We start from the raw sequence: 19,506 nt of genomic DNA, 5'->3' as shown, positions 1-19,506 counted from the left end.
TCGGGCGCGCCGCTTACATGTCCTTTCTTGCAGGCAACAGGCCATGTTCAGCGCCCACGTTTTCGCTCAAGGTTTTCCGCTACTGCTGCAAGCCGCGCTCGCGACCATCGGCATTTCGCTGACGGGACTCGTGATCGGCTTCTTCGTCGGCATTGGCGTGTGCTCGGCGCGGCTGTCGCCGAACAGACTCGCGCAGCGCTTCGGCGGCGCGTATGTGTTCTTCTTTCGCGGCGTGCCGATGCTCGTGCAACTGCTGCTCGTCTATTACCTGCTGCCCTTCGTCGGCATCAACGTGTCGCCTGTCGTCGCCGCGATCAGCGCGGTGTCGCTCTGTTCCGCGTCGTATATCGCGGAAATTCTGCGCGGCGGCTTTCTGAACATTCCGCCCGGCCAGATCGAAGCGGCGCGCATGCTCGGCCTCTCGCCCATCGACATGCTGCGGCGCATTCAGGTGCCGCAAGCCTTCCGCATGACGTTGCCCTCGCTCGTCAATGAAATGGTGCTGCTGATCAAGGCGTCGTCGCTGATTTCCGTGGTCGGCGTGGCCGAAATCACGCGCACCGCGCAGAACATCGCGGCCAGCACGTACCGGCCGCTCGAAGCCTATGTCGCGGCGGGGCTGATCTACTTCGTGATATGCGGCGCGCTGGCGCTGGTCGCGCACGCCGCCGAGCATCGTCTGCAACACACCTGAGGGCCGAACGATGCAGCAATTCGATCCCACCATCATCACGCACAATCTTCAGCCGATCGCCGCCGGTCTCGCGACGACACTCGGCACATGGATCGCCGGCGTCGCGCTCGGCCTGCTGATCGGCTTCCTGATCGCCGTGCTGCAACTGTTTTGCGGACGCTGGGTGCGCGGCGTTTTGCGCGTGTATATCGAACTGTTTCGTGGCACGCCGTTTCTCGTTCAACTGTTCCTGCTCTATTACGGCGGCCCATCCATCGGCCTGACGCTCGAACCACTGACAGCCGGCGTGCTCGGTCTCGGCCTGTACGGCAGCGCGTATTTCGCGGAAGCGTTTCGCTCCGGTTTTCAATCGATACCGCGCGGACATCTCGAAGCCGCGTCGTGTCTCGGCCTCACGCGCTGGCAAGCTGTGCTGCGCATCCAGGTGCCGCAAATGCTGGTGCTGATCGTGCCCGCGCTGACCAATCTCACCATCGTGCTCAGCAAGGAAACGGCCGTGCTGTCGATCGTCACCGTGCCCGAACTGACGTTCGTGCTGACGGGCATCGGCTCCGCGACGTTCGCTTTCGTCGAGACCTTGCTGATGCTGTGCGTGTGCTATCTCGCCCTCGTCGAACTCACGTCGCGCGCGGGCATGTGGGCGGAAGCGCGCGTTGCCCGCTTCATGGCGTAATCGAAAATCAAGGTTCATCATGAATGCACTCGTCGACATGCCCGCTTCTTCTGCTTCCTCTACGCTCGATATGACGCAATCCGGTCCGGCGCCGCTGATCGAAGTGCGCGATCTGCGCAAGCGCTTCGGCGAAGTTGAAGTGCTGCGCGGCGTCGATCTCGACATCAACCGCTCGGAAGTGGTGTGCATCATCGGGCCGTCGGGCTCGGGCAAGAGCACGCTGCTGCGCTGCCTCGCGGCGCTGGAGACTTACGATCACGGCGACGTGCGGATCGAAGGCGAGTTGCTCGGCTATACGGAACGCAACGGCAAGCGCGTGCGCGCATCGCAGAACGAGATCAACCGCGTACGCCGCAACGTCGGCATGGTGTTCCAGCAGTTCAACTTGTGGCCGCATATGACGGCACTCGGCAACGTAATGGAAGCGCTATTGCGCGTACGGAGCCTGTCGCGCGACGATGCGAAAAAGCGGGCCAATGCAATGCTTGAAACGGTCGGCCTTGCACACAAGGGCGACGCGTATCCGGCGAAACTCTCGGGCGGCCAGCAGCAGCGCGTCGCGATTGCACGCGCGCTCGCGATGGAACCGCACATCATGCTGTTCGACGAGCCGACTTCCGCGCTCGATCCGGAGCTCGTGGGCGAAGTGCTGCAGGTGATGAAGCAGCTTGCGCGCGACGGCATGACGATGGCCGTGGTCACCCACGAAATGGGATTCGCGGCGCAGGTCGCCGACAAGGTCGTATTCATCGACCAGGGGCGCATCGCCGTGCAAGGCAAGCCGCAAGACGTCTTTCACGACGCGAACCAGCCGCGCCTGCGTCAGTTCCTGCAAAACTACTTCGACCGCAACGCATTCTGGTCGCGCGGCGCGGACAGCGCGGAGCCGGTATGAGCGCCCGCCTCGACCGGTAAAGCCGATGCCCGCCCCCGCCATCCGCGACAAGCTGCGCACGCGAGCCCTTGCGAAAGCGCGCAAGTCTCGCGGGCCAAATGCTCACGCGATGGCGCCGGATGCGCCGAACGGCGCCCCCGCTGCGCGGTACGAACAGGTCAAGCAGTACATCCGCAACACGATCGAATCCGGCGAGCGACGCGCGGGCGACCGCATTCCATCGGAGCTCGATCTCGTTGAATCGCTCGGTGTGTCGAGGATGACGGTCAATCGCGCGTTGCGCGAGCTTACGAACGAAGGGCTGTTGACGCGCGTGTCAGGTGTCGGCACGTTCGTCGCCGAGTCGAAGCCGCAATCGACGCTGCTGATGATCGCGCATATCGGCGACGAGATCCGCTCGCGTGGGCATGAATACAGTTATCAGACTGTGCTCGTGCAACGCGAGGTTGCGCCCGTCCATGTATCGAATGCGTTGGGATTGCCGTTGGGCGCGTCGGTGTTTCATGTGATCTGCGTGCATCGCGAGAATGGCTTGCCCGTGCAACTCGAGGACCGTTACGTGAATCCCGCTATCGCGCCGGATTTCATCGAGCAGGATTTTGCGGCCGTGCGGCCTTCCGAATATCTGTTCAGTGTCGTGCCCGCGCATGACGTCGAGCATGTTGTCGATGCCGGCCTGCCGAGCCGTGCGGAAGCCGAGTTGCTGCAGATCGCGCCTGAAGAGCCCTGTCTTACGCTGATGCGGCGCACGTGGACGAGCGGCGTCGCGGTGACGTTCGCGCGGTTTGTGCATCCCGGTTCGCGGTATAGGCTCGGGTGCAGGTTTGCGACGGATACTTCGCAGAGACAGGGGTAAGGTTTGGGGGTGCTGTTTGGTTTTTTTTGTGCTGGCGTCCGCGTTATGTGTTTGCGCTGGCATCCGCGTTATGCATTTGGTCTTCTAGCGTTGCCCCTGTGCGGGGCGGCACCTACTTTTCTTTGCCGCCGCAAAGAAAAGTAGGCAAAAGAAAGCGGCTCACACCGCCAGCCCATGTTCTTATCCACGGGCCCCCAATGTCCCCATCCTTCACACGGCAACGCCGCTGTTCGCGTGCGTTGCCAACGCTCTTAATGAGCGCCTCACCCGCTTCGAATACCCGTGCAAAGGCAAGCGGCGACGCATGATATGTGCCGCCCAGGTGGCAAACTGTGTGTAGGTTGTCGCACCGTATTGGTTATCGCTCTTACGGGGTGGGACGCGTGTGTTACCGGTCCGGAGTAAGGCGTGTGGAGTACTTGGGCCTACACACAGTTTGCCACCTGGGCGGCAGTGGACTGTCTGGCACAGCGGGCTGTCGTGCAGGTGCGTGAAGCGGGTGATGCGCACAGAGAGAACGTTGGCAACGAACGCGAACCAGGGCGTCGCCGCGTGAAGCGTAAGAACCTGTGAGGGCCCTCAGGCAAACACTAGAACTGGCGGTGTGAGCCGCTTTCTTTTGCCTACTTTTCTTTGCGGCGGCAAAGAAAAGTAGGTGCCGCCCCGCACAGGGGCAACGCATGAAGCACGCTAACAAATCGCGGATGCCAGCGAAACCAAACAGCAAACCACCCAGCGTCGCAGACACAAAAAAACCCCTACACATTCCCCGCCAAATGAAACCGCGAAGCGGGATGCCACAACTGCACCGACGTCGCGACCTGCTCCCCAACCCAGGTCCTTCGCCACAACATCAGGCAAGGCTCGCCAATCTCCATCATCAGATGCCGGCGCACATGCGCAGTGGGCTTCTGCGCATAGATGCGAAACTCAGCCCGCTGGATCGGCGCGAGACGCACCATGTAGTGATTCGGCGTTTCAACCGTGAAGTCCTGATCCAGGTACTCCGGAAACACGCGCGGATTCACATAACGGTCTTCGTACTGAATCGGCTCGCTTTCTTCGTTATGCACGATGCGCGAATGGAACACAGGCCCTTTCGCGAGCACCAGCGCATCGAGCGCGAGCGGATCTTCGCTCGATTCGAGCGTCAGCACGCGCGCCGAATGCCGGTGGCCGCGCGCGGCGATCTCGTCGGCAATATTGCGGATTTCGAGCACCGTCGATTCATAGCGTTGCGGCGCGACGTACGTGCCCGAGCCTTGCACGCGTGTCAGCACGCGCTCCGTCGTCAACTCGCGCAGCGCCCGCGATACCGTCATGCGCGCGACGCCAAACTCCTTCACCAATTCCGCTTCCGATGGAATCAATCCGCCCGGCTTCCAGACGCCCTCTTCGATCCGCGCGATCACGTAACGCTTGATCTGCTCGTATGCGGGCATCGCTTTGGCAGGCGTCGTGCGCGTGCCCATGGAATGCTCCTCTGCCGTCTCCAGGTGCCCGTTTATCGTCATGTTCACGTCGACCTCGTGGGTTGATCGCATTCTTATGCGGCGGATTGCGGCGCGTGCTGCGCAGCGGCCTTGGGATCATTCGCGGCGTGCGCGGCAAAGCCTGTTTGATCGCCGGGTGTCGGCGTCGAAGGCATGTTGCCTGAGGCAGGCGGCAACGGCGGCGCTGCCTCGCCAATCAGGCGGAACGCAACGGCCATATCGTCGGCCAGCGGACGATCGTCGCGATACGTCGGCACGACGGCGCGCACCCTGCGCCACAATGCGTCCGTGTGCGGCGCGCGCAACGCGTCGCTGGGTTGCAGGTCGTAGGCTTGCGCGGCCGCCAGCAACTCGATCGCAATGATGCGGCCGGTGTTGTCGACGATCTCCAGGGCTTTCAGCGCTGCGGGCGTCGCGTGGCACAGATGGTCTTCCTGCAAGCCCGACGTGATGCCGCCGTCCAGGCTCGCGGGTGCGGCCAGCCGCCGGTTCTGCGCGACCAGTGAAGCCGCCGTGTACTGCGCAATCATGAAGCCGGAGCACGTACCGCCCGGCTCTGCGAGAAACGCGGGCAAGCCGCTCACGAGCGGATTCACCAACCGGTCGAGACGGCGCTCGGCCATTGCCGCGACCTGCGCGATGGCCGTCGCGAGACTGTCCATCGCCAGCGCAATCGACGCCCCCACGGCATGGGCCTGCGAATACACGCGCGGCGCATCCGGCGTCCCCGCGACGATCGGGTTATCGGTGATCGACGCAAGCTCGCGGTTCACGACGACAACGGTCGCGTCGAGCACGTCGCGCGCGGCGCCGTGTACGTGCGGGATCGTGCGCATCGAAAGAGGATCCTGCGTGCGCTGCCCGACCACCGACGCGAGAATGCCGCTCTCGGCAAGCGCATTGCGCATCCGCTCGCCGACGAAATTCAGCCCCGGCGACACACGCAACGCAAGTGAATCTGCATCGAATGCGGCGAGTTGCCCGCGCAGGTTTTCGAAGCTCATCGCCGCGATCGCATCGGTCCAGTCGAGCACGCGTTCGGCACGCGCCAGCGCGAGCGCCGCGAGTCCCGTTACGCAAGGTGTGCCGTTGATGAGGCTCAAGCCTTCTTTGGCTTCGAGCACGAGCGGCTCGCGCCCGAGGCGCGCGAGCGCCTCACGCCCGCTGATGCGTTCGCTGCCGTGACGCACATGTCCTTCGCCGATACACACCAGCGCGATATGCGCCATATGGCTCAGATAGCCGACAGAACCGAACGCAGGCACTTCGGGGATAAAACTCGCATCGAGCAAGGCGACGAGCTGATCCGCGATCTCGACGCGAATGCCCGAATGACCGTGCGCGAAGTTGTTGACGGCAGCGGCCATGATCGCGCGCGTTTCCGCGACGCCCAGCGGCGCGCCGACGCCGACCGCGTGACTCATCAGGATGTTGCGCGACAGCGCGCGCTGTTCCGACGGCGACACGATCACATCGCACAGTGCGCCCACGCCCGTGTTCACGCCATACGCGCGAATGCCGCGCTCGACGATCTGTTCGACGAGCACGCGCGCCGCAGCGATGCGCGCACGCGCCGCGTCGGAGAGCACGAGCGGCTCGCCTGCCGCCACCGCGGCCAGTTCGCGCCAGTTCAGAGGACGGTCGGATCGGATGACTGCCATGATGTTGCCTTTGTCGGTACGTGTACTGCTTTTCTAATGTTTGTTGAATCTCAGGTTCTCAAGCGAGCGACGCAATTCAGTTCGCGGTACGCGAATGGTGGCTCGATACGAACTGCTTGAAGCGCTCGGATTTGAGGTCGCCGAACACTTCGTCCGGCGTGCCGTCGCATTCCGTCTGCCCTTGATGCAGGAACATCACGCGGTTCGACACATGACGCGCAAAGCCCATTTCGTGCGTGACGACCAGCATCGTGCGGCCTTCCTCCGCGAGCGAGCGCATCACGCGCAGCACTTCGCCGACCAGTTCGGGATCGAGCGCGGAGGTGGGCTCGTCGAACAGCATCACTTTGGGGTGCATCGCGAGCGCACGCGCTATCGCAACGCGCTGCTGCTGACCACCCGACAGATGCGCCGGATAGTGGCCGCGCTTTTCTGCAAGGCCGACCTTTGCGAGCAGTGCCTCGGCTTCTTCGACGGCTTCGGCACGGCTGCGTTTTTGCACGCGCATCGGCCCTTCGATCAGGTTGTCGAGCACGGTCATGTGCGACCACAGATTGAAGTTCTGAAACACCATGCCGAGCTGCGAGCGGATACGATCGACCTGCTTGCGATCGTCCGGTTGCAGCTTGCCGTCCTTGCGGCGTTTCATCTTCAGCGTTTCGCCCGCGAGCGCGACGCTGCCGTCGTCCGGTGTTTCGAGCAGGTTCAGGCAGCGCAGGAACGTGCTCTTGCCCGAGCCGCTTGCGCCGAGAATCGAAATGACGTCGCCTTCATGTGCGTCGAGCGAAATGCCTTTCAAAACGTGATGGTCGCCGAACGACTTGTGAATGTTCTTGACCGACAGTGCGACGGGTGCCGTAGCGTTCATGAGATTCTCCTGGATGGGCCGTCAGGGTGCGGCACGACGTGCTTCGGTAGCGGGCGGAATGGCGCGCGGCGCGGCGTTCACAGGCGCTGCACGCAGATGGCGCGACAGACGCCGTTCGAGCAGACCGAGCAGGCGCACGACAACGAAATTCAGGAACAGATAGATCAGCGCGGCGCAGATGAACACTTCAGTGGTGCGGTACGTCTGCTGGATGATCTGCTGCGCGACGCCCGTCACTTCCCACACGGTGACGAGACTCGCGAGCGCCGTCGACTTGACGAGCAGTACGGCTTCCGTCGAATACGCGGGCAGACACTGGCGCAACGCGATCGGGCCGATGATGCGGCGCAGAAGCGAGAAGCCGGACAGACCGATCGAATAACCCGCTTCGATCTGTCCAACAGGCACGGCCATCAGACCGCCGCGAATGATTTCCGCCGTATAGCCTGCCGTGCACAGTGCAAGCGAGAGTACCGCGCAGACATAAGGCTCGCGCAACACGGGCCACATGAAGCTCTCGCGGATCACGCCGAACTGGCCCAGGCCGTAGTAGACGAGAAACATCTGGATCAGCAGCGGCGAGCCGCGAAACACGAGAATGTATGCACGCGCAAAGCGGTTCGGCAGCCAGTGCGGCGACACGCGCATCGTAACGATCACGAGCGACAGCAGACCACCCAGCACCAGCGACGCGAAGAATAGACCCAGCGTGGTCGGCACGGCCGCGAGCAACTGGCGCAGCGTGTCGAGCAGAAAGTCGAAATCGAAAGACATGTTGGCGCTCCGTCGTCAGTTACGCGCGAAGTTGCGCCGGAAGGATTTGCCCACGTGTGCTTCGGCACGGTTGAAGACGCGGTTCGAGATGCCCGTCATCACCAGATACAGCGCGCCGCCCACGACGAAGAACAGGAAATACTGGTGCGTCGAACTGGCGGCGATCTGGCTGGCGCGCAGCAGTTCGGCAAGACCCGTCACCGAAATCAGCGCGGAGTCTTTCAGGCTCAGCTGCCACACGTTGCCGATGCCCGGCAGCGCGAAACGCAGCACCTGCGGAATCAGAATGCGGCGCGCCATCGTCATGGTCGGCATGCCGATCGAACGCGCGGCCTCAAGCTCGCCTTTCGACACCGCGAGCACCGCCGAGCGATACACCTCCGCCTGATACGCGCCCGAGATCATGCCGACGGCCAGCGCGCCGATCACGAACGGCGGCACGCCGACGAAGCCTTCGGCGCCGAACCACTGGCCCACCGTGGTCACGAGCGTCGAGCCGCCGAAGTAGAACAGATAGATGACGAGCAGTTCGGGCACGCCTCGAAACACCGTCGTGTACAGATCGCCCAGCACCCGCGCGGTGCGAAAGCGCGACAGCTTCGCGGCCGCGATGATCGCGCCGAACACGGCGCCGACTGCGAGCGCCGCGAGCGTCAACGCGACGGTCATCAATGCCGCGAGCAGCAGCACGCCGCCCCAGCCTTCCTGCCCGAAGCCGAGCGTCTCGATCAGAGCCATGGCTTACTCCTCATCCCTGCTTTCGTTGATTGACCTGCTTCGCAGAAACAGGTCGTTCAGGCAAACGCGCGCCAGAGCGGCACGCGCATACGGCTATCGATCAAGGCGTGACGTCGGTCTTGAACCACTTGTCCGAAAGCTTCTTCACGGTACCGTCCTTCAGCGCGTCGGCGATGGCCGTGTCGAACTTCGCCTTCAGGTCGGCGTCCTGCTTGCGGAACGCGAGGCCTTCGCCCGGCCCCCAGATCGGGCCGCCGATCTTCGGTCCCGCCATGGAGATCTGCGCGGACTCTTTCTTGTCCGAGTTGGCGGCGTAGTACGTGACGTCGTCGAACGATGCGTCGATGCGGCCGTTGGCCAGATCGAGATCACGTTCCGGCGAGGTCTTGTACACGCGGATCGTCGCGATGTCCTTGAAGCCTTCGTTGATGAATTTAGTGTAGACCGTGCCCGACTGGATGCCGATGGTCTTGCCCTTCAACTGCTTGCGCAGCGCGTCGACGGTCGGCTTGTCGGTTTTCGGGTCGCCCGTCAGCTTGACGACGGGTGCGCCCGGCGTTGCCTTCGGGATGACCTTCGTATCGGAGACGGCGAAGGTGGCGGGCGTTGCGGCATAGGGGCGCGAGAACGCGATGATCTTTTCACGCTCCGGCGTGATGGAGATAGCATCCATCAAGACGTCGAACTTGCCTGCCTGCAGGCCAAGAATCATGCCGTCCCAGTCTTGTGCAACCAGGTTGCACTGCAGCTTGATGCGCTCGCACAGGTTCGCTACCAGTTCCGGTTCGAAGCCGCCCAGCTTGCCGCCCGGCAACGTGAGGTTCCACGGCGCGTAGCCGCCTTCCAGCGCGATCGTCACCGACTTCCATTCCTTCGCCTGCGCGGGCGCGCCGGCCAGCGCCACGGCGCCGAGGACCGCGCCCATCAATACCTTCGACAACATAGTGCGGCTTGCCTTGTTCACCTTCACGTCGAATCTCCTTTTCGTCTGAACGGGTCCCTGCGCTTGTCGCGTGCCGGACATGTATAGACAAGTCTGCATGAGGTCAAAAATGATCGCAACTGAATTCCCAAAAAATTATTGAATTGTTCGGGTAAGCCCTTACACAAAGGGATTCAAGGCGGCGCGACCGGCCCAGCAAGAGGCCGCTTCCATCGCGCCACGCTGGTGCAGCTGACTAGACAGGTTGACGATTGCGGTGCCGCCTTTGCACCGGATTGGCACGCCGAAGCCCGGCGTCGGGGAACCTTGCAGCGGCGAAAGCCACCTTTCGAACAACTACGCCCCGCTCATACGTTGGTATGGCGGGTGGGAACCTTTCGCCTGATCCGCTCATCTGCGAAGCGGCTTCGCGCCAGACACGCGCATGGCGTGGCAGCGTTTTCACCATCCAGACGGTCAGGGGACGCAACGTTAGTAGGTCCCGGCTCGTTCGTATGTACGGCTGGAGCACCGACCGTCACCGCATTACATTGCATACACCGCTGGCCGACCTGATGGCTGGCGCAGGAGCCGGACACAAGGGTTGATTCAACAGGACCCATCCGCTCCAGAACAAAAAGTTTGGCTTGCCGGGAATGAAAGTCGAAGTCGCAGTGTTTGCCTCTATGTAGCAAGCGACATCGAAACAGGATTGACAGAAGGGCACGACCAGACAGCCGTACGACAGCAGTTGTTGCAGAAGCTTTAACGACGATTTCATGCTCATTGATCTGTTCGAATTGAACACCATTCGTTCAGGATACCGAATCAATATTATCGGCACGCAAATGAGCCGGACGTTTAAACACACTCATTCTGGAGTCACATCATGAAGAAGATTTTTGTTTGCCTCGCAGTCGCAGCCGGTGCACTCGCCGCTCCCGCCCTGAGCTTCGCGCAATCGAATGCCCCCGTCACCCGCGCCGAAGTCCGCGCCGATCTCGTTCGCGTCGAACAGGCTGGTTATCAGCCGGCCCGCGGCGAGGACGTCAACTATCCGGCCGACATCCAGGCTGCCGAAGCGAAGATCGCTGCGCAGGACAACCACAATCTGACGAACAACGCAGTTGGCGGTGTGGCGCAGACGGGCACGTCGTCGTCGGGCAAGTCCTCGCGTTCTGCTTCGAACAACAACGCGTGTGTCGGCCCCGTCAGCTACTGCAATATTTTCTTCGGCAGCTAAATGGCGCGCACCTGACCCTGCGTCCCACTGTCAGACGCAGGGTCGCGCCAGCCTCCCTTCCTGGTCTGTTTCCCCTGTTTCTGTTCCTGATTTACGGAGTTTCTTGTGAAAAGTTCGTTGCACGTAGCCGCGGCCCTTGCGTTGTCGACCGGTCTTCTCGCCTCTACAGGCGCGATGGCGCAGGACGCCCAACCGGTGCACGCCCCCGTCAAGAATATCGTTCTCGTTCATGGCGCCTGGGTGGACGGCTCCGGATGGAAGCCCGTCTATGACATCCTCACCAAAGACGGCTATCACGTCACACTGGTGCAGGAACCGTTGACTTCGCTCGACGACGACGTCGCGGCAACCAAGCGCGTCCTCGATCTGCAGAACGGCCCGACGATTCTCGTCGGCCACAGCTACGGCGGCTCGATCATTACGGAAGCAGGCGTCGATCCGCATGTGGTCGGCCTCGTGTACGTCGCCGCGCATGCGCCGAACGTCGGCGAAGACGAAGCCGAGCTCGGCAAGGGCAAGCCCAGCTACACGTCGAAGCAGCCGGGCGCCATCGATAAGACAGACGACGGCTATACGTACCTGAATCCGTCCGTGTTCCCGAAGGACTTTGCTGGCGATCTGCCGCTGAAGCAGGCGCAATTCGAAGCGCAATCGCAGATGCTGACGGCCGCGAAAGTATTCTCGCAGCCGCTGACGGCCGCCGCCTGGACGACCAAGCCGAGCTGGGGCATCGTCGCGGGCAGCGACAAGATCATCAATCCCGATCTGGAGCGCTGGTACTACCAGCGTGCGCATAGCCACACGACGGTGATTCCGGGCGCGAGCCACTCGGTCTACGAATCGCGTCCGCAGCAGGTCGCAGCCGTGATCGAGGATGCCGCGAAGCACGCGCAGCAGTAATCGTCGACGCTCACGCCGAACGCGAGCGCTGAATGCGAAGCGGCGCGCCCACAAGGCGCGCCGCGCGCGTATTGCAGGTCATCGATCAGTTGCCGAAATAGATGTTGCATTGCGAATCAGTCGAGCAATTACGCGTGGACTGCATCGTTCTGCCCGACGCGGTGCGCGTATCCATCGCGCCGCCATACGACATATCCGTCGTTGCTTGCGCCGATGCATTCGCATTGTTCTGCATCGAAGCCTTCGATGCATCGCTGCTCTGCGCGATGTCCTCGGCCATCGTCGCGACAGGCATGGCCATCAGCAATGCGCCCGCCACGGGTAACGCCATCAGGATCTTCATGTCGAACTCCTTCCATTCAGACGAATCGCCACGCCCTGCATCGCGATTCGCCGGACGCCCATCAACGCCTGCGCCATCCACATCGTTTCGACCGATGCGCCCAGGCGTGAAATCGCGCGCAGCGACCACCCTCGCCGCAGCGTGCTTTTGTTCTGGATGCGATTGATTGGCTCAAAGCCCCCGAGTCTGTCGGGCGGCGCAGCGCGGCGCGAAAACGCCGGTTTGTGATGGTTTGACTGTCGGCTGCGCAGAGAAGGTCCGCACTGCTGCTTCTGTTATAGACGTTTGCGACGAGACTGCAATGGCCTCTCGCTGCACTGCAATGCGGCGCGCATCGGCTGGCGATGCGCGCCGCTTCGGCGTTACGTAACGGTCAGCGCAAGTTGGTTTTCACCAGTTCGACGATTTCATCGCCGCGGCCGTTGAGAATCGCTCGCAGCATGTACAGACTGAAACCCTTGGCCTGCGACAGCTCGATGGTCGGTGGCATGGCGAGTTCATGTTTGTCCGTGACGACGTCGACGAGCGCCGGGCCTTTGTGCGCGAAGGCCTCTTTCAGCGCGCCTTCCAGTTCTTCGGAATCCTCGACGCGCAGCGAAAAAATGCCCGCACCTTTCGCGATCTGCGCAAAATCGGTCTTGCTCAGGTCGACGTTCGTGTCGAGATAGCCGCCCGCCTTCAGCTCCATCGAAACGAAACCCAACAGGCTGTTGTTAAACACGATGACCTTGATGGGAAGCTCGAGCTGACGAGCCGTGAGCAGATCGCCGAGCAACATCGACAGGCCGCCGTCGCCGGAAAGCGACACCACCTGGCGGCCCGGATGCGCGCCCTGCGCGCCGAGCGCCTGCGGCATCGCATTGGCCATCGAGCCATGATTGAACGAGCCGTGCAACTGCCGCTTGCCGTTCATCGTCAGATAGCGGGCGGCCCACAGCGTGGGCGTGCCGACGTCGGCTGTAAAGATGGCGTCGTCGCTGGCGGCTTCGTCGATCATGCGCGTCAGATACTGCGGATGAATCGGCGCGCCCGGGCCGGACGGCGTGGCGAGCTCGTCGAGATCGCGGCGCGCTTCTTCATAGTGCGCGGTGGCCATATCGACGAACGTGCGGTCGTCTTTGCGCTTGAGCTTCGGCAGCAGCGAGGCGACGGTTTCTTTCACGGTGCCGACGAGGCCCATTGCGAGCGGCGCGCGCTTACCGAGCTGCGAGCCCTTCCAGTCGATCTGCACGACCTTCGCGTCGGGCGGATAGAACGGCCGGTAGGGAAAGTCGCAGCCGAGCAGCAGCAGGACGTCGCACGACATCATCGCGTGATAGCCGGAACTGAAGCCGATCAGCCCTGTCATGCCGACGTCGAACGGATTGTCGTACTCGATGAACTGTTTGCCGCGCAGCGCGTGGACGATCGGTGCGCCGAGCGTGTCGGCGAGTTTGACGACTTCGTCGTGGGCGCCCGCGACGCCGCTGCCGCACATGATCGTTACCGCTTCGCAGTCGTTGAGCATTGCCGCGAGCTTCGTGAGCTCGCTGTCGGGCGGCAGGATGGCGGACGGCGCGGTCTGGTTCCACACGGGCGACAGCGACGGGCCTTCGCTCAACGCGACATCGCCGGGCAGCACGATCACGGCGACGCCACGCTGCTCGATGGCGGTGCGCATTGCGCGTTCCAGCACGCGCGGAAACTGCGATGCGTTGATGACCAGTTCGGCGAAGTGGCTGCACTCCTTGAAAATTTCGGTCGGATGCGTTTCCTGGAAGTAGCCGAGGCCGATTTCCGTCGATGGAATGTGCGCGGCGATCGCGAGGACGGGTTGCTGGTTGCGGTGGCAGTCGTAGAGACCGTTGATCAGGTGAAGGTTGCCTGGGCCGCAACTGCCCGCGCAGACCGCGAGCTGCCCGGTCGATGCGGCGTCGGCGCCTGCTGCGAACGCGGCGGCTTCTTCGTGACGGGTGTGCATCCAGCGGATCGAGCCCACCTGGTCGAGGCTGAACGCCAGGCCGTTCAGGCTGTCGCCTGTGACGCCCCAGATGCGTTGTACGCCTGCGGCGGCGAGGGTTTTTGCAAGGTAATCCGCGATTGTGGTCTTTGCCATGAGCGTTCCTTGAGATCGGGTTTTGGGGGTTTTGTCTGCGACGCTGGGTGGAGTTTTGTTTTTTCGCTGGCGTCCGCGTGATGCTATTGGTTCGCATGCGTTGCCCCTGTGCGGGGCGGCACCTACTTTTCTTTGCCGCCGCAAAGAAAAGTAGGCAAAAGAAAGCGGCTCACACCGCCAATCCTTGTATTTGCCTGAGGGCCCCCAGCCGGTCCTACGCTTCACACGGCAGCCATTCTGTTCGCGTTAGTTGCCAACGTCCTCTCTGTACGCCTCACCCACTTCATATGCCCGCGTCACAGCACATCGTGTCAAATAGTCCGCCGCCGCCCAGGTGGCAAACTGTGTGCAGGCTTTCGCGCCATACGCGCATCACTCCGGACTGGGTAGCAAGGCTGGTGTTTCTGGTAAGAGCGCTACCCTGTACGCAGGCACAACCTACACACAGTTTGCCACCTATGGGGCCGAAATCGCTCGACACCATTGACTCTTGCTACGGGTGCTCGAAGCGGGTGATGCGTTCATTCAAAGCGTTGGCAACGCAGGCGAACAGTACGTTGCCGTGTGAAGCGCGGGACCGGTTGGGGGCCCTCAGGCAAATACAAGGATTGGCGGTGTGAGCCGCTTTCTTTTGCCTACTTTTCTTTGCGGCGGCAAAGAAAAGTAGGTGCCGCCCCGCACAGGGGCAACGCTTGCGAACCAATAACATCACGCGGATGCCAGCGAAAAGGCAAACCGCGGCCGCCAACGCAAAGCACAACGAACCACCCAGCGTCGCAGACAAAAAAAACAAGAAAAAATCACCACACATACGGCACAAACCGATACCGAACCCGCGCCGCATATTCCTTATATCCCGCGAGTTCCGCACACAACATCCGCTCCTCGAGCACTGCGCGATAACCGAGCCCAACAACCAGCAGCGGCACGCAAGCAAGCCCCAAAAAAGAGCCCAGCAACAACGGCGTGCCGAAAAGAAACAAAATAGCCCACGCATACATCGGATGCCGCACATACGCATACGGCCCGCTATCGCTGACCTTATGACCACGCTCAGCCATAATCTTCACGACAGGCGCCGCATAGCTATTGGCACGAAACACCGACCGCATAGCCACCATGCTGACGAGAATAGCAAGCGCGCCCAAAACCTGCAGTGATGGGCCCACCGAAGACCAATAAAACCGTCGTGCATCGAGTCCCATCAGCACGAGCCACCCACACCAGGCAATGGCAACACACACCATGAAAAACTTGTCCCACGCGCCCTGCCCGCGTTGAATAAAAGAACCAAGCCGCTCCGCAAGCAACGCGGGATCGTGGCGCGCGAGCCACACGCCCACCCACAACCCGAGCGCGCCCATTTCAAACAGATAACACCACGCGCCCGGCCACGCGAATGTGCCCGCCGCGCCGAACAGCACGGCGCCCATGCCCGCGAGCCACACCACCGTCTGGACGACCAGCCGCGCGATCATCGAAGCCGACCTATGAAGTGGCACCTTCCGTCGATACGCGACGGTAAATATCCGCGACATCGATGTCGCCAAGCTCGATCAGGAACGTGTCGCGCAGGCATATTTCAAGCTCATGCGCGCTTTCGATGCGGCGCTCGATCGCTTCGCCGTCTATCGAACGCGCGGTAAGACGGTCGTTGAACAACGTCAGCCGCCCTTCCGGCGTCACGCGGCATACGACGAGGCTCGTCGTGAAGAACGACGTGGGGTGCGTCGACGTGTACCAGTTCGATACCTCGTAATCGATCCACTCCGCGCGTTGCAGGTCGAAGCGATACGTCTTGAGCCACGTTTCGCCCGATTGCACCTCGAGATCGAACGCACCTTGCGACGCATCGGCAAGACGAAACGGTTCGTGCGTCGTTTGTTGCGCAATGCCCGTTTGCAGACGCAACGGCGACGTCAGCGTCACGGCGCCAAATCCGACGTCGGCGATCCACGGCTGATCGTCGACGGTCACGCGCAGCAGCATGTGCGTGCGCGGCGTGATCGCGTCCGGCTCGCGGCCCCACAACACGCGCGCAATCATCGGCGTCACGTCGAAGCCGAGTTGCATCAGCACGTGCGCGAACAGCCTGTTCTGCTCGAAGCAATAGCCGCCGCGCCGCCGGGCGATCAGCTTGTCGACGACGGCAGGCAGATCGAGATCGACGCGGCGGCCCGTCAGCGGATCGAGGTTTTCGAACGGGATCGACAACGGATGCAGGCGTTGCAGTTCGCGCAACACGTCGAGCGTCGCGGCCTGCGGCCCCGTATAGCCGATACGCCTGAAATAGCGGTCGAGATCGAGAGTGCTGGACATCCGGTGCTCCTCGTTGGCGTGGGTAGTGTTGCCGATGGTTATCCGTCTGAAGGCGCGCTGTAGGGATGAGCCACAGCGTACCGTCATTGACCCGCGCCGTGCGCGAAGCCCTCATATACGAAGGCCCATTTGCGAACGGTCGAACGGATGCGCGCCGATCATCGCATCGCGCGTGGCGTCGCATGACGAATTGCAAGACGCTGCAATGCATCATGCGACGCCTGAGCACCATGAACGCGCGTCAAAAACCTTTGAGCGCCGAGGTCGCGATGGACGGCACGCTGATACCGTGACTCGACGCGAACTGCACGGCCGCGCTCAACGTCGACGCGAGCGACTGCAACTGCCCCGGCGCGGACTGCGCGATATACGACGCGGCCTGGGCCGTCTGCGAATTCATGCCCGATTGCAGCAGCGACGATGGATTCATCTGCCCGATGCTGCCGAGGCTCGATTGCAGGCTCGAATACTGACTCACGCCCTGGCCCAACGATGCGAGGCCGTTGGTGAACGCCTGCTTGTCGACGGGCGCCGACGAGTCCGACGCGCGGCTCGTGAACGCCTGCGTGAGCGTCTGTGACAACGACTGCTGCGTGCTGCCCACCTGCGACAACTGACTCACCGACGGCGTGCCGCCGCTCAACAGTCCGGATGCCTGCTGCGCCTGGCTCGCGGCACTCGAGAGTCCCATCGCCGATGCGAGGCTCGACTGGCCGCTCAACACCTGCTGGTTGGCGCCGACATAGTTCTGCAGCAATTGCCCGATTCCGCCCGACGAAGCCGCGGCGCCCGCATTGCCCGACGAATTGCCGCCGCCGATGCCGAACTGCTGAAGATTCAATTGCGCGAAGCTCGCGCTGCTCACGAACAGACCGGTGGCGAATAGTGCGGCGCAAAGAGTACGTGTTTTCATGCTGGCCCTCCTGTCATGTGTCTGATATGTGACGTTCGTCTCGACGTGGTTCTTCGTTTGTGTCCGTTCGACAAACGGGCACGTCACGCGTTCGCGCTTTCGTCAGACGTCTTGACGCGTGGCAAAACGCGGGCCTGCGCTTTCGACGGCTTCATTGAATACCCGCGATGTAAGCGCAGCATGCAAAACACGCGTCATGCCCTCGCTCGCGCTTCGCGCGGCGAGCCGCGCACCGACAGGTCTTGCAACATTTGCGCGGCGAAGTAGTCGCAGGTCGGACGATCCGATTTCGCGCTGCGCGCGACGACGATATCGAGTGGCTCGATCACAGGCAGACCTTGCTCGGCGCCGAGAATCGCGAGCCGCGACGGCACGCTGCAACGCGCGAGCGCAATCACGGACAGCCCCGCGTCGACGGTCGCGACGAGGCCGCTCAGGCTCGCGCTGCTGTACGCGGCGCGATAGCGGATGCGCGCGCGATCGAGCGCCGCGAGCGTGTTCGAGCGCGCGACGCAGCCGGGCTCGTACAGGCCGACGGGCAGCGGCGACACGTTCAGCACGGACGTATCTTCGGATGCGCCCACCCACACCATCGGCTCGCTGCGCACGAATTCGCCCCGCAATTTGCGGTCGCGCGTGACGAACGCGAGGTCGATCTTGTTGTCCGCCAGCATCGGCGCGAGCGCGGTGCTCTGCGCGCAGACGATCTCGATCTCCACATGCGGATACAGGTTCGAGAAGCGCCGCAACACGGGCGACAACAGCGACGACACGTAATCGTCCGGCGCGCCGAGCACGACGCGCCCCGTCACCTCGGGCCGCACGATGGCCGACCACGCCTCCTCGTGCAGATCGATCACGCGCCGCGCATATTCGAGCAACGTATTGCCGGGACGCGTCAGCGAAAGATTGCGCGTATCGCGGGCAAACAGCGTCGTGCCGAGCATTCGTTCGAGCCGCTTGATCTGCATGCTGACGGCCGCCTGCGAGCGATGCACGGTGACGGCCGCTTTCGTGAAGCTACCCGCCTCGACCACGGCGACGAAGGTGCGCAACAGATCGACATCGAACTCGGGGTGCATGATTTATCAATCCAGCTTATGGAATTTCTCAATTTTATTCGTTTGTCACGTGAAGGCAACACGCCGATACTCGGACGCATTCAACGCGATCGAGGAATTTACTGTCATGTCTTTGTCGTCGCTGTCGCCGATATCGCTCAGCCGAAGCCAGCAAGGCGCGCTTACGCTCGCGAGCGGCGGCCTGCTGATGGGCACGATTGGCGTATTCGTCGAGGAAGCGCGGCTCGGCGCGCTGACGCTGGTGTTCTTTCGCTGCCTGTTCGGTTTCCTGTCGCTTGCTGCGTATTGCGCGTGGCAGGGCTACTTCGCGCGCCGCTATTTCACGCGACGCACGGTGCTGCTTGCGGCGCTATCCGGCGTGCTGATGGTGACGCAGTGGGTCGGTTTCTTCGATGCGATTCATCGCACGAGTATCGCGGTGGCGACCGTTGTGTTTCATGTGCAGCCGTTCTGGGTCGTGTTGATTGGTGCTGCGCTGTTTAATGAACGGCTTGGTATCGACCGGCTGGGGTGGATCGCGACGGCGTTCGTCGGGCTGGTGCTGGCGTCGGGGGTCGTGGGAGCGGGTTCATTGCAGGGGCATTCGAGCTATCTGATCGGGATTGGCGAGGCGCTCGCCGGGTCGGTGCTTTATGCGAGTGTCACGCTGATTGCCAAGAGTCTTGGCGATCTTCGTCCCCATCTTTTGACGCTTGCGCAATGTGGCGTGGGTGTCGTGTGCTTGCCGTTTATTGCGCCGCTTGGCGCGGAGCATATTGCGCCGATGCAGTGGTTCTGGTTGATCGGGATGGGTGTATTGCACACAGGGCTTTCTTATGTGCTGATCTATGGCGCGCTGCCGAAGCTCTCGACGCCTGTCATCGCGGTGCTGCTGTTCGTGTATCCGCTGACGGCGATTGCCGTCGATGCAATTGTTTATGGACGGGCGCTGGGTCTTTCTCAGATGGGCGGGATGGTGTTGATCGTTGTCGCCAGTCTTGGCGTTAATCTTGGGTGGCCGTTGGTGTCGGTTTTGCGCATGCGCGTGGGTTAGTGGT

At 62.2% G+C, this 19,506-nt stretch carries 19 protein-coding genes; 7 read left to right on the top strand and 12 right to left on the bottom strand.

The window, feature by feature from the left end; genetic code table 11:
• The first annotated feature begins 43 nt into the window (after nt 1-43).
• From PPGU16_RS17060 to hutC (PPGU16_RS17045), 4 genes are all read left to right on the top strand, one after another.
• On the top strand, nt 44-694 hold the full coding sequence (locus tag PPGU16_RS17060; protein WP_180723807.1) for an amino acid ABC transporter permease: 651 nt from the start codon (nt 44-46) through the stop codon (nt 692-694).
• Nucleotides 695-704: 10 nt separating this feature from the next.
• A complete protein-coding gene (locus PPGU16_RS17055; RefSeq protein ID WP_180723806.1) occupies nt 705-1,367 on the top strand; it encodes an amino acid ABC transporter permease in 663 nt (220 codons plus the stop codon).
• A 19-nt stretch (nt 1,368-1,386) separates the two neighbouring features.
• Nucleotides 1,387-2,262 carry an amino acid ABC transporter ATP-binding protein gene (locus tag PPGU16_RS17050; protein WP_274599986.1) on the top strand — a complete coding sequence of 292 codons (876 nt, stop codon included), beginning with the start codon at nt 1,387-1,389 and terminating at the stop codon, nt 2,260-2,262.
• A 109-nt stretch (nt 2,263-2,371) separates the two neighbouring features.
• Entirely contained in the window at nt 2,372-3,118 is a 747-nt protein-coding gene (hutC, locus tag PPGU16_RS17045) for a histidine utilization transcriptional repressor HutC (protein ID WP_180725115.1), read from the top strand.
• A gap of 758 nt (nt 3,119-3,876) precedes the next feature.
• On the opposite strand, the gene hutC (PPGU16_RS17040) is transcribed toward hutC (PPGU16_RS17045), so the two are convergent.
• From hutC (PPGU16_RS17040) to PPGU16_RS17015, 6 genes are all read right to left on the bottom strand, one after another.
• A complete protein-coding gene (gene hutC / locus PPGU16_RS17040; protein WP_180725114.1) occupies nt 3,877-4,632 on the bottom strand; it encodes a histidine utilization transcriptional repressor HutC in 756 nt (251 codons plus the stop codon).
• Nucleotides 4,633-4,664: 32 nt separating this feature from the next.
• Nucleotides 4,665-6,272 (bottom strand): HAL/PAL/TAL family ammonia-lyase, encoded by a 1,608-nt coding sequence (locus PPGU16_RS17035; RefSeq protein ID WP_180723805.1) that lies wholly within the window; start codon nt 6,270-6,272, stop codon nt 4,665-4,667.
• Between the two features lie 76 nt (nt 6,273-6,348).
• Entirely contained in the window at nt 6,349-7,140 is a 792-nt protein-coding gene (locus PPGU16_RS17030; protein ID WP_007587171.1) for an ABC transporter ATP-binding protein, read from the bottom strand.
• A 21-nt stretch (nt 7,141-7,161) separates the two neighbouring features.
• The gene (locus PPGU16_RS17025; protein WP_054932435.1) at nt 7,162-7,914 is read right to left on the bottom strand and encodes an ABC transporter permease; all 753 of its coding nucleotides are present in this window, start codon (nt 7,912-7,914) and stop codon (nt 7,162-7,164) included.
• A gap of 15 nt (nt 7,915-7,929) precedes the next feature.
• Complete coding sequence (locus PPGU16_RS17020; protein WP_007587161.1) at nt 7,930-8,652, bottom strand: ABC transporter permease; 723 nt, start codon at nt 8,650-8,652, stop codon at nt 7,930-7,932.
• Between the two features lie 100 nt (nt 8,653-8,752).
• A complete protein-coding gene (locus PPGU16_RS17015; RefSeq protein ID WP_180725113.1) occupies nt 8,753-9,595 on the bottom strand; it encodes a transporter substrate-binding domain-containing protein in 843 nt (280 codons plus the stop codon).
• A gap of 868 nt (nt 9,596-10,463) precedes the next feature.
• Here PPGU16_RS17015 and PPGU16_RS17010 point away from each other — a divergent pair.
• Both PPGU16_RS17010 and PPGU16_RS17005 read left to right on the top strand, forming a co-directional pair.
• The gene (locus tag PPGU16_RS17010; protein WP_180723804.1) at nt 10,464-10,817 is read left to right on the top strand and encodes a DUF4148 domain-containing protein; all 354 of its coding nucleotides are present in this window, start codon (nt 10,464-10,466) and stop codon (nt 10,815-10,817) included.
• A 105-nt stretch (nt 10,818-10,922) separates the two neighbouring features.
• Nucleotides 10,923-11,717: an alpha/beta hydrolase gene (locus tag PPGU16_RS17005; RefSeq protein ID WP_180723803.1), complete on the top strand. Its 795-nt coding sequence runs from the start codon at nt 10,923-10,925 to the stop codon at nt 11,715-11,717.
• Between the two features lie 85 nt (nt 11,718-11,802).
• Here the strand turns inward: PPGU16_RS17005 and PPGU16_RS17000 are convergent, their stop codons facing one another.
• The 6 genes from PPGU16_RS17000 to PPGU16_RS16975 form a co-directional block, all read right to left on the bottom strand.
• Nucleotides 11,803-12,060, bottom strand: a complete 258-nt coding sequence (locus PPGU16_RS17000) for a hypothetical protein (RefSeq protein ID WP_180723802.1) — start codon at nt 12,058-12,060, stop codon at nt 11,803-11,805.
• Between the two features lie 373 nt (nt 12,061-12,433).
• Nucleotides 12,434-14,155, bottom strand: coding sequence for a ubiquinone-dependent pyruvate dehydrogenase (gene poxB / locus PPGU16_RS16995; RefSeq protein ID WP_180723801.1), 1,722 nt, complete (start codon nt 14,153-14,155; stop codon nt 12,434-12,436).
• 800 nt (nt 14,156-14,955) lie between these two features.
• Nucleotides 14,956-15,633, bottom strand: a complete 678-nt coding sequence (locus tag PPGU16_RS16990) for a methyltransferase family protein (protein WP_180723800.1) — start codon at nt 15,631-15,633, stop codon at nt 14,956-14,958.
• Nucleotides 15,634-15,643: 10 nt separating this feature from the next.
• A complete protein-coding gene (locus PPGU16_RS16985; protein ID WP_180723799.1) occupies nt 15,644-16,474 on the bottom strand; it encodes an arylamine N-acetyltransferase family protein in 831 nt (276 codons plus the stop codon).
• A gap of 241 nt (nt 16,475-16,715) precedes the next feature.
• A complete protein-coding gene (locus tag PPGU16_RS16980; RefSeq protein WP_180723798.1) occupies nt 16,716-17,387 on the bottom strand; it encodes a hypothetical protein in 672 nt (223 codons plus the stop codon).
• 194 nt (nt 17,388-17,581) lie between these two features.
• Nucleotides 17,582-18,469: a LysR family transcriptional regulator gene (locus PPGU16_RS16975; RefSeq protein ID WP_180723797.1), complete on the bottom strand. Its 888-nt coding sequence runs from the start codon at nt 18,467-18,469 to the stop codon at nt 17,582-17,584.
• Between the two features lie 130 nt (nt 18,470-18,599).
• Here PPGU16_RS16975 and PPGU16_RS16970 point away from each other — a divergent pair, with 130 nt between their 5' ends.
• Nucleotides 18,600-19,502: a DMT family transporter gene (locus PPGU16_RS16970; protein ID WP_180725112.1), complete on the top strand. Its 903-nt coding sequence runs from the start codon at nt 18,600-18,602 to the stop codon at nt 19,500-19,502.
• Nucleotides 19,503-19,506 lie beyond the last annotated feature (4 nt).

Source organism: Paraburkholderia largidicola (assembly GCF_013426895.1).
Classification (GTDB): Bacteria; Pseudomonadota; Gammaproteobacteria; order Burkholderiales; family Burkholderiaceae; genus Paraburkholderia; species Paraburkholderia largidicola.
The sequence above is the reverse complement of the archived record's forward strand: the minus strand, read 5'-3'. Positions and strand labels throughout refer to the sequence as shown.

What these genes read in the sequence shown, in the direction of transcription:
- poxB (WP_180723801.1), bottom strand. Translation starts at nt 14,155, where the DNA reads ATGGCAAAGACCACAATCGCGGATTACCTTGCAAAAACCCTCGCCGCC.
- PPGU16_RS17060 (WP_180723807.1), top strand. Translation starts at nt 44, where the DNA reads ATGTTCAGCGCCCACGTTTTCGCTCAAGGTTTTCCGCTACTGCTGCAA.
- PPGU16_RS17055 (WP_180723806.1), top strand. Translation starts at nt 705, where the DNA reads ATGCAGCAATTCGATCCCACCATCATCACGCACAATCTTCAGCCGATC.
- PPGU16_RS16975 (WP_180723797.1), bottom strand. Translation starts at nt 18,469, where the DNA reads ATGCACCCCGAGTTCGATGTCGATCTGTTGCGCACCTTCGTCGCCGTG.
- PPGU16_RS17015 (WP_180725113.1), bottom strand. Translation starts at nt 9,595, where the DNA reads ATGTTGTCGAAGGTATTGATGGGCGCGGTCCTCGGCGCCGTGGCGCTG.
- PPGU16_RS16980 (WP_180723798.1), bottom strand. Translation starts at nt 17,387, where the DNA reads ATGAAAACACGTACTCTTTGCGCCGCACTATTCGCCACCGGTCTGTTC.
- hutC (WP_180725114.1), bottom strand. Translation starts at nt 4,632, where the DNA reads ATGACGATAAACGGGCACCTGGAGACGGCAGAGGAGCATTCCATGGGC.
- PPGU16_RS16990 (WP_180723800.1), bottom strand. Translation starts at nt 15,633, where the DNA reads ATGATCGCGCGGCTGGTCGTCCAGACGGTGGTGTGGCTCGCGGGCATG.
- PPGU16_RS17030 (WP_007587171.1), bottom strand. Translation starts at nt 7,140, where the DNA reads ATGAACGCTACGGCACCCGTCGCACTGTCGGTCAAGAACATTCACAAG.
- PPGU16_RS17010 (WP_180723804.1), top strand. Translation starts at nt 10,464, where the DNA reads ATGAAGAAGATTTTTGTTTGCCTCGCAGTCGCAGCCGGTGCACTCGCC.
- PPGU16_RS17050 (WP_274599986.1), top strand. Translation starts at nt 1,387, where the DNA reads ATGAATGCACTCGTCGACATGCCCGCTTCTTCTGCTTCCTCTACGCTC.
- PPGU16_RS17035 (WP_180723805.1), bottom strand. Translation starts at nt 6,272, where the DNA reads ATGGCAGTCATCCGATCCGACCGTCCTCTGAACTGGCGCGAACTGGCC.
- hutC (WP_180725115.1), top strand. Translation starts at nt 2,372, where the DNA reads ATGGCGCCGGATGCGCCGAACGGCGCCCCCGCTGCGCGGTACGAACAG.
- PPGU16_RS17000 (WP_180723802.1), bottom strand. Translation starts at nt 12,060, where the DNA reads ATGAAGATCCTGATGGCGTTACCCGTGGCGGGCGCATTGCTGATGGCC.
- PPGU16_RS16985 (WP_180723799.1), bottom strand. Translation starts at nt 16,474, where the DNA reads ATGTCCAGCACTCTCGATCTCGACCGCTATTTCAGGCGTATCGGCTAT.
- PPGU16_RS17025 (WP_054932435.1), bottom strand. Translation starts at nt 7,914, where the DNA reads ATGTCTTTCGATTTCGACTTTCTGCTCGACACGCTGCGCCAGTTGCTC.
- PPGU16_RS17020 (WP_007587161.1), bottom strand. Translation starts at nt 8,652, where the DNA reads ATGGCTCTGATCGAGACGCTCGGCTTCGGGCAGGAAGGCTGGGGCGGC.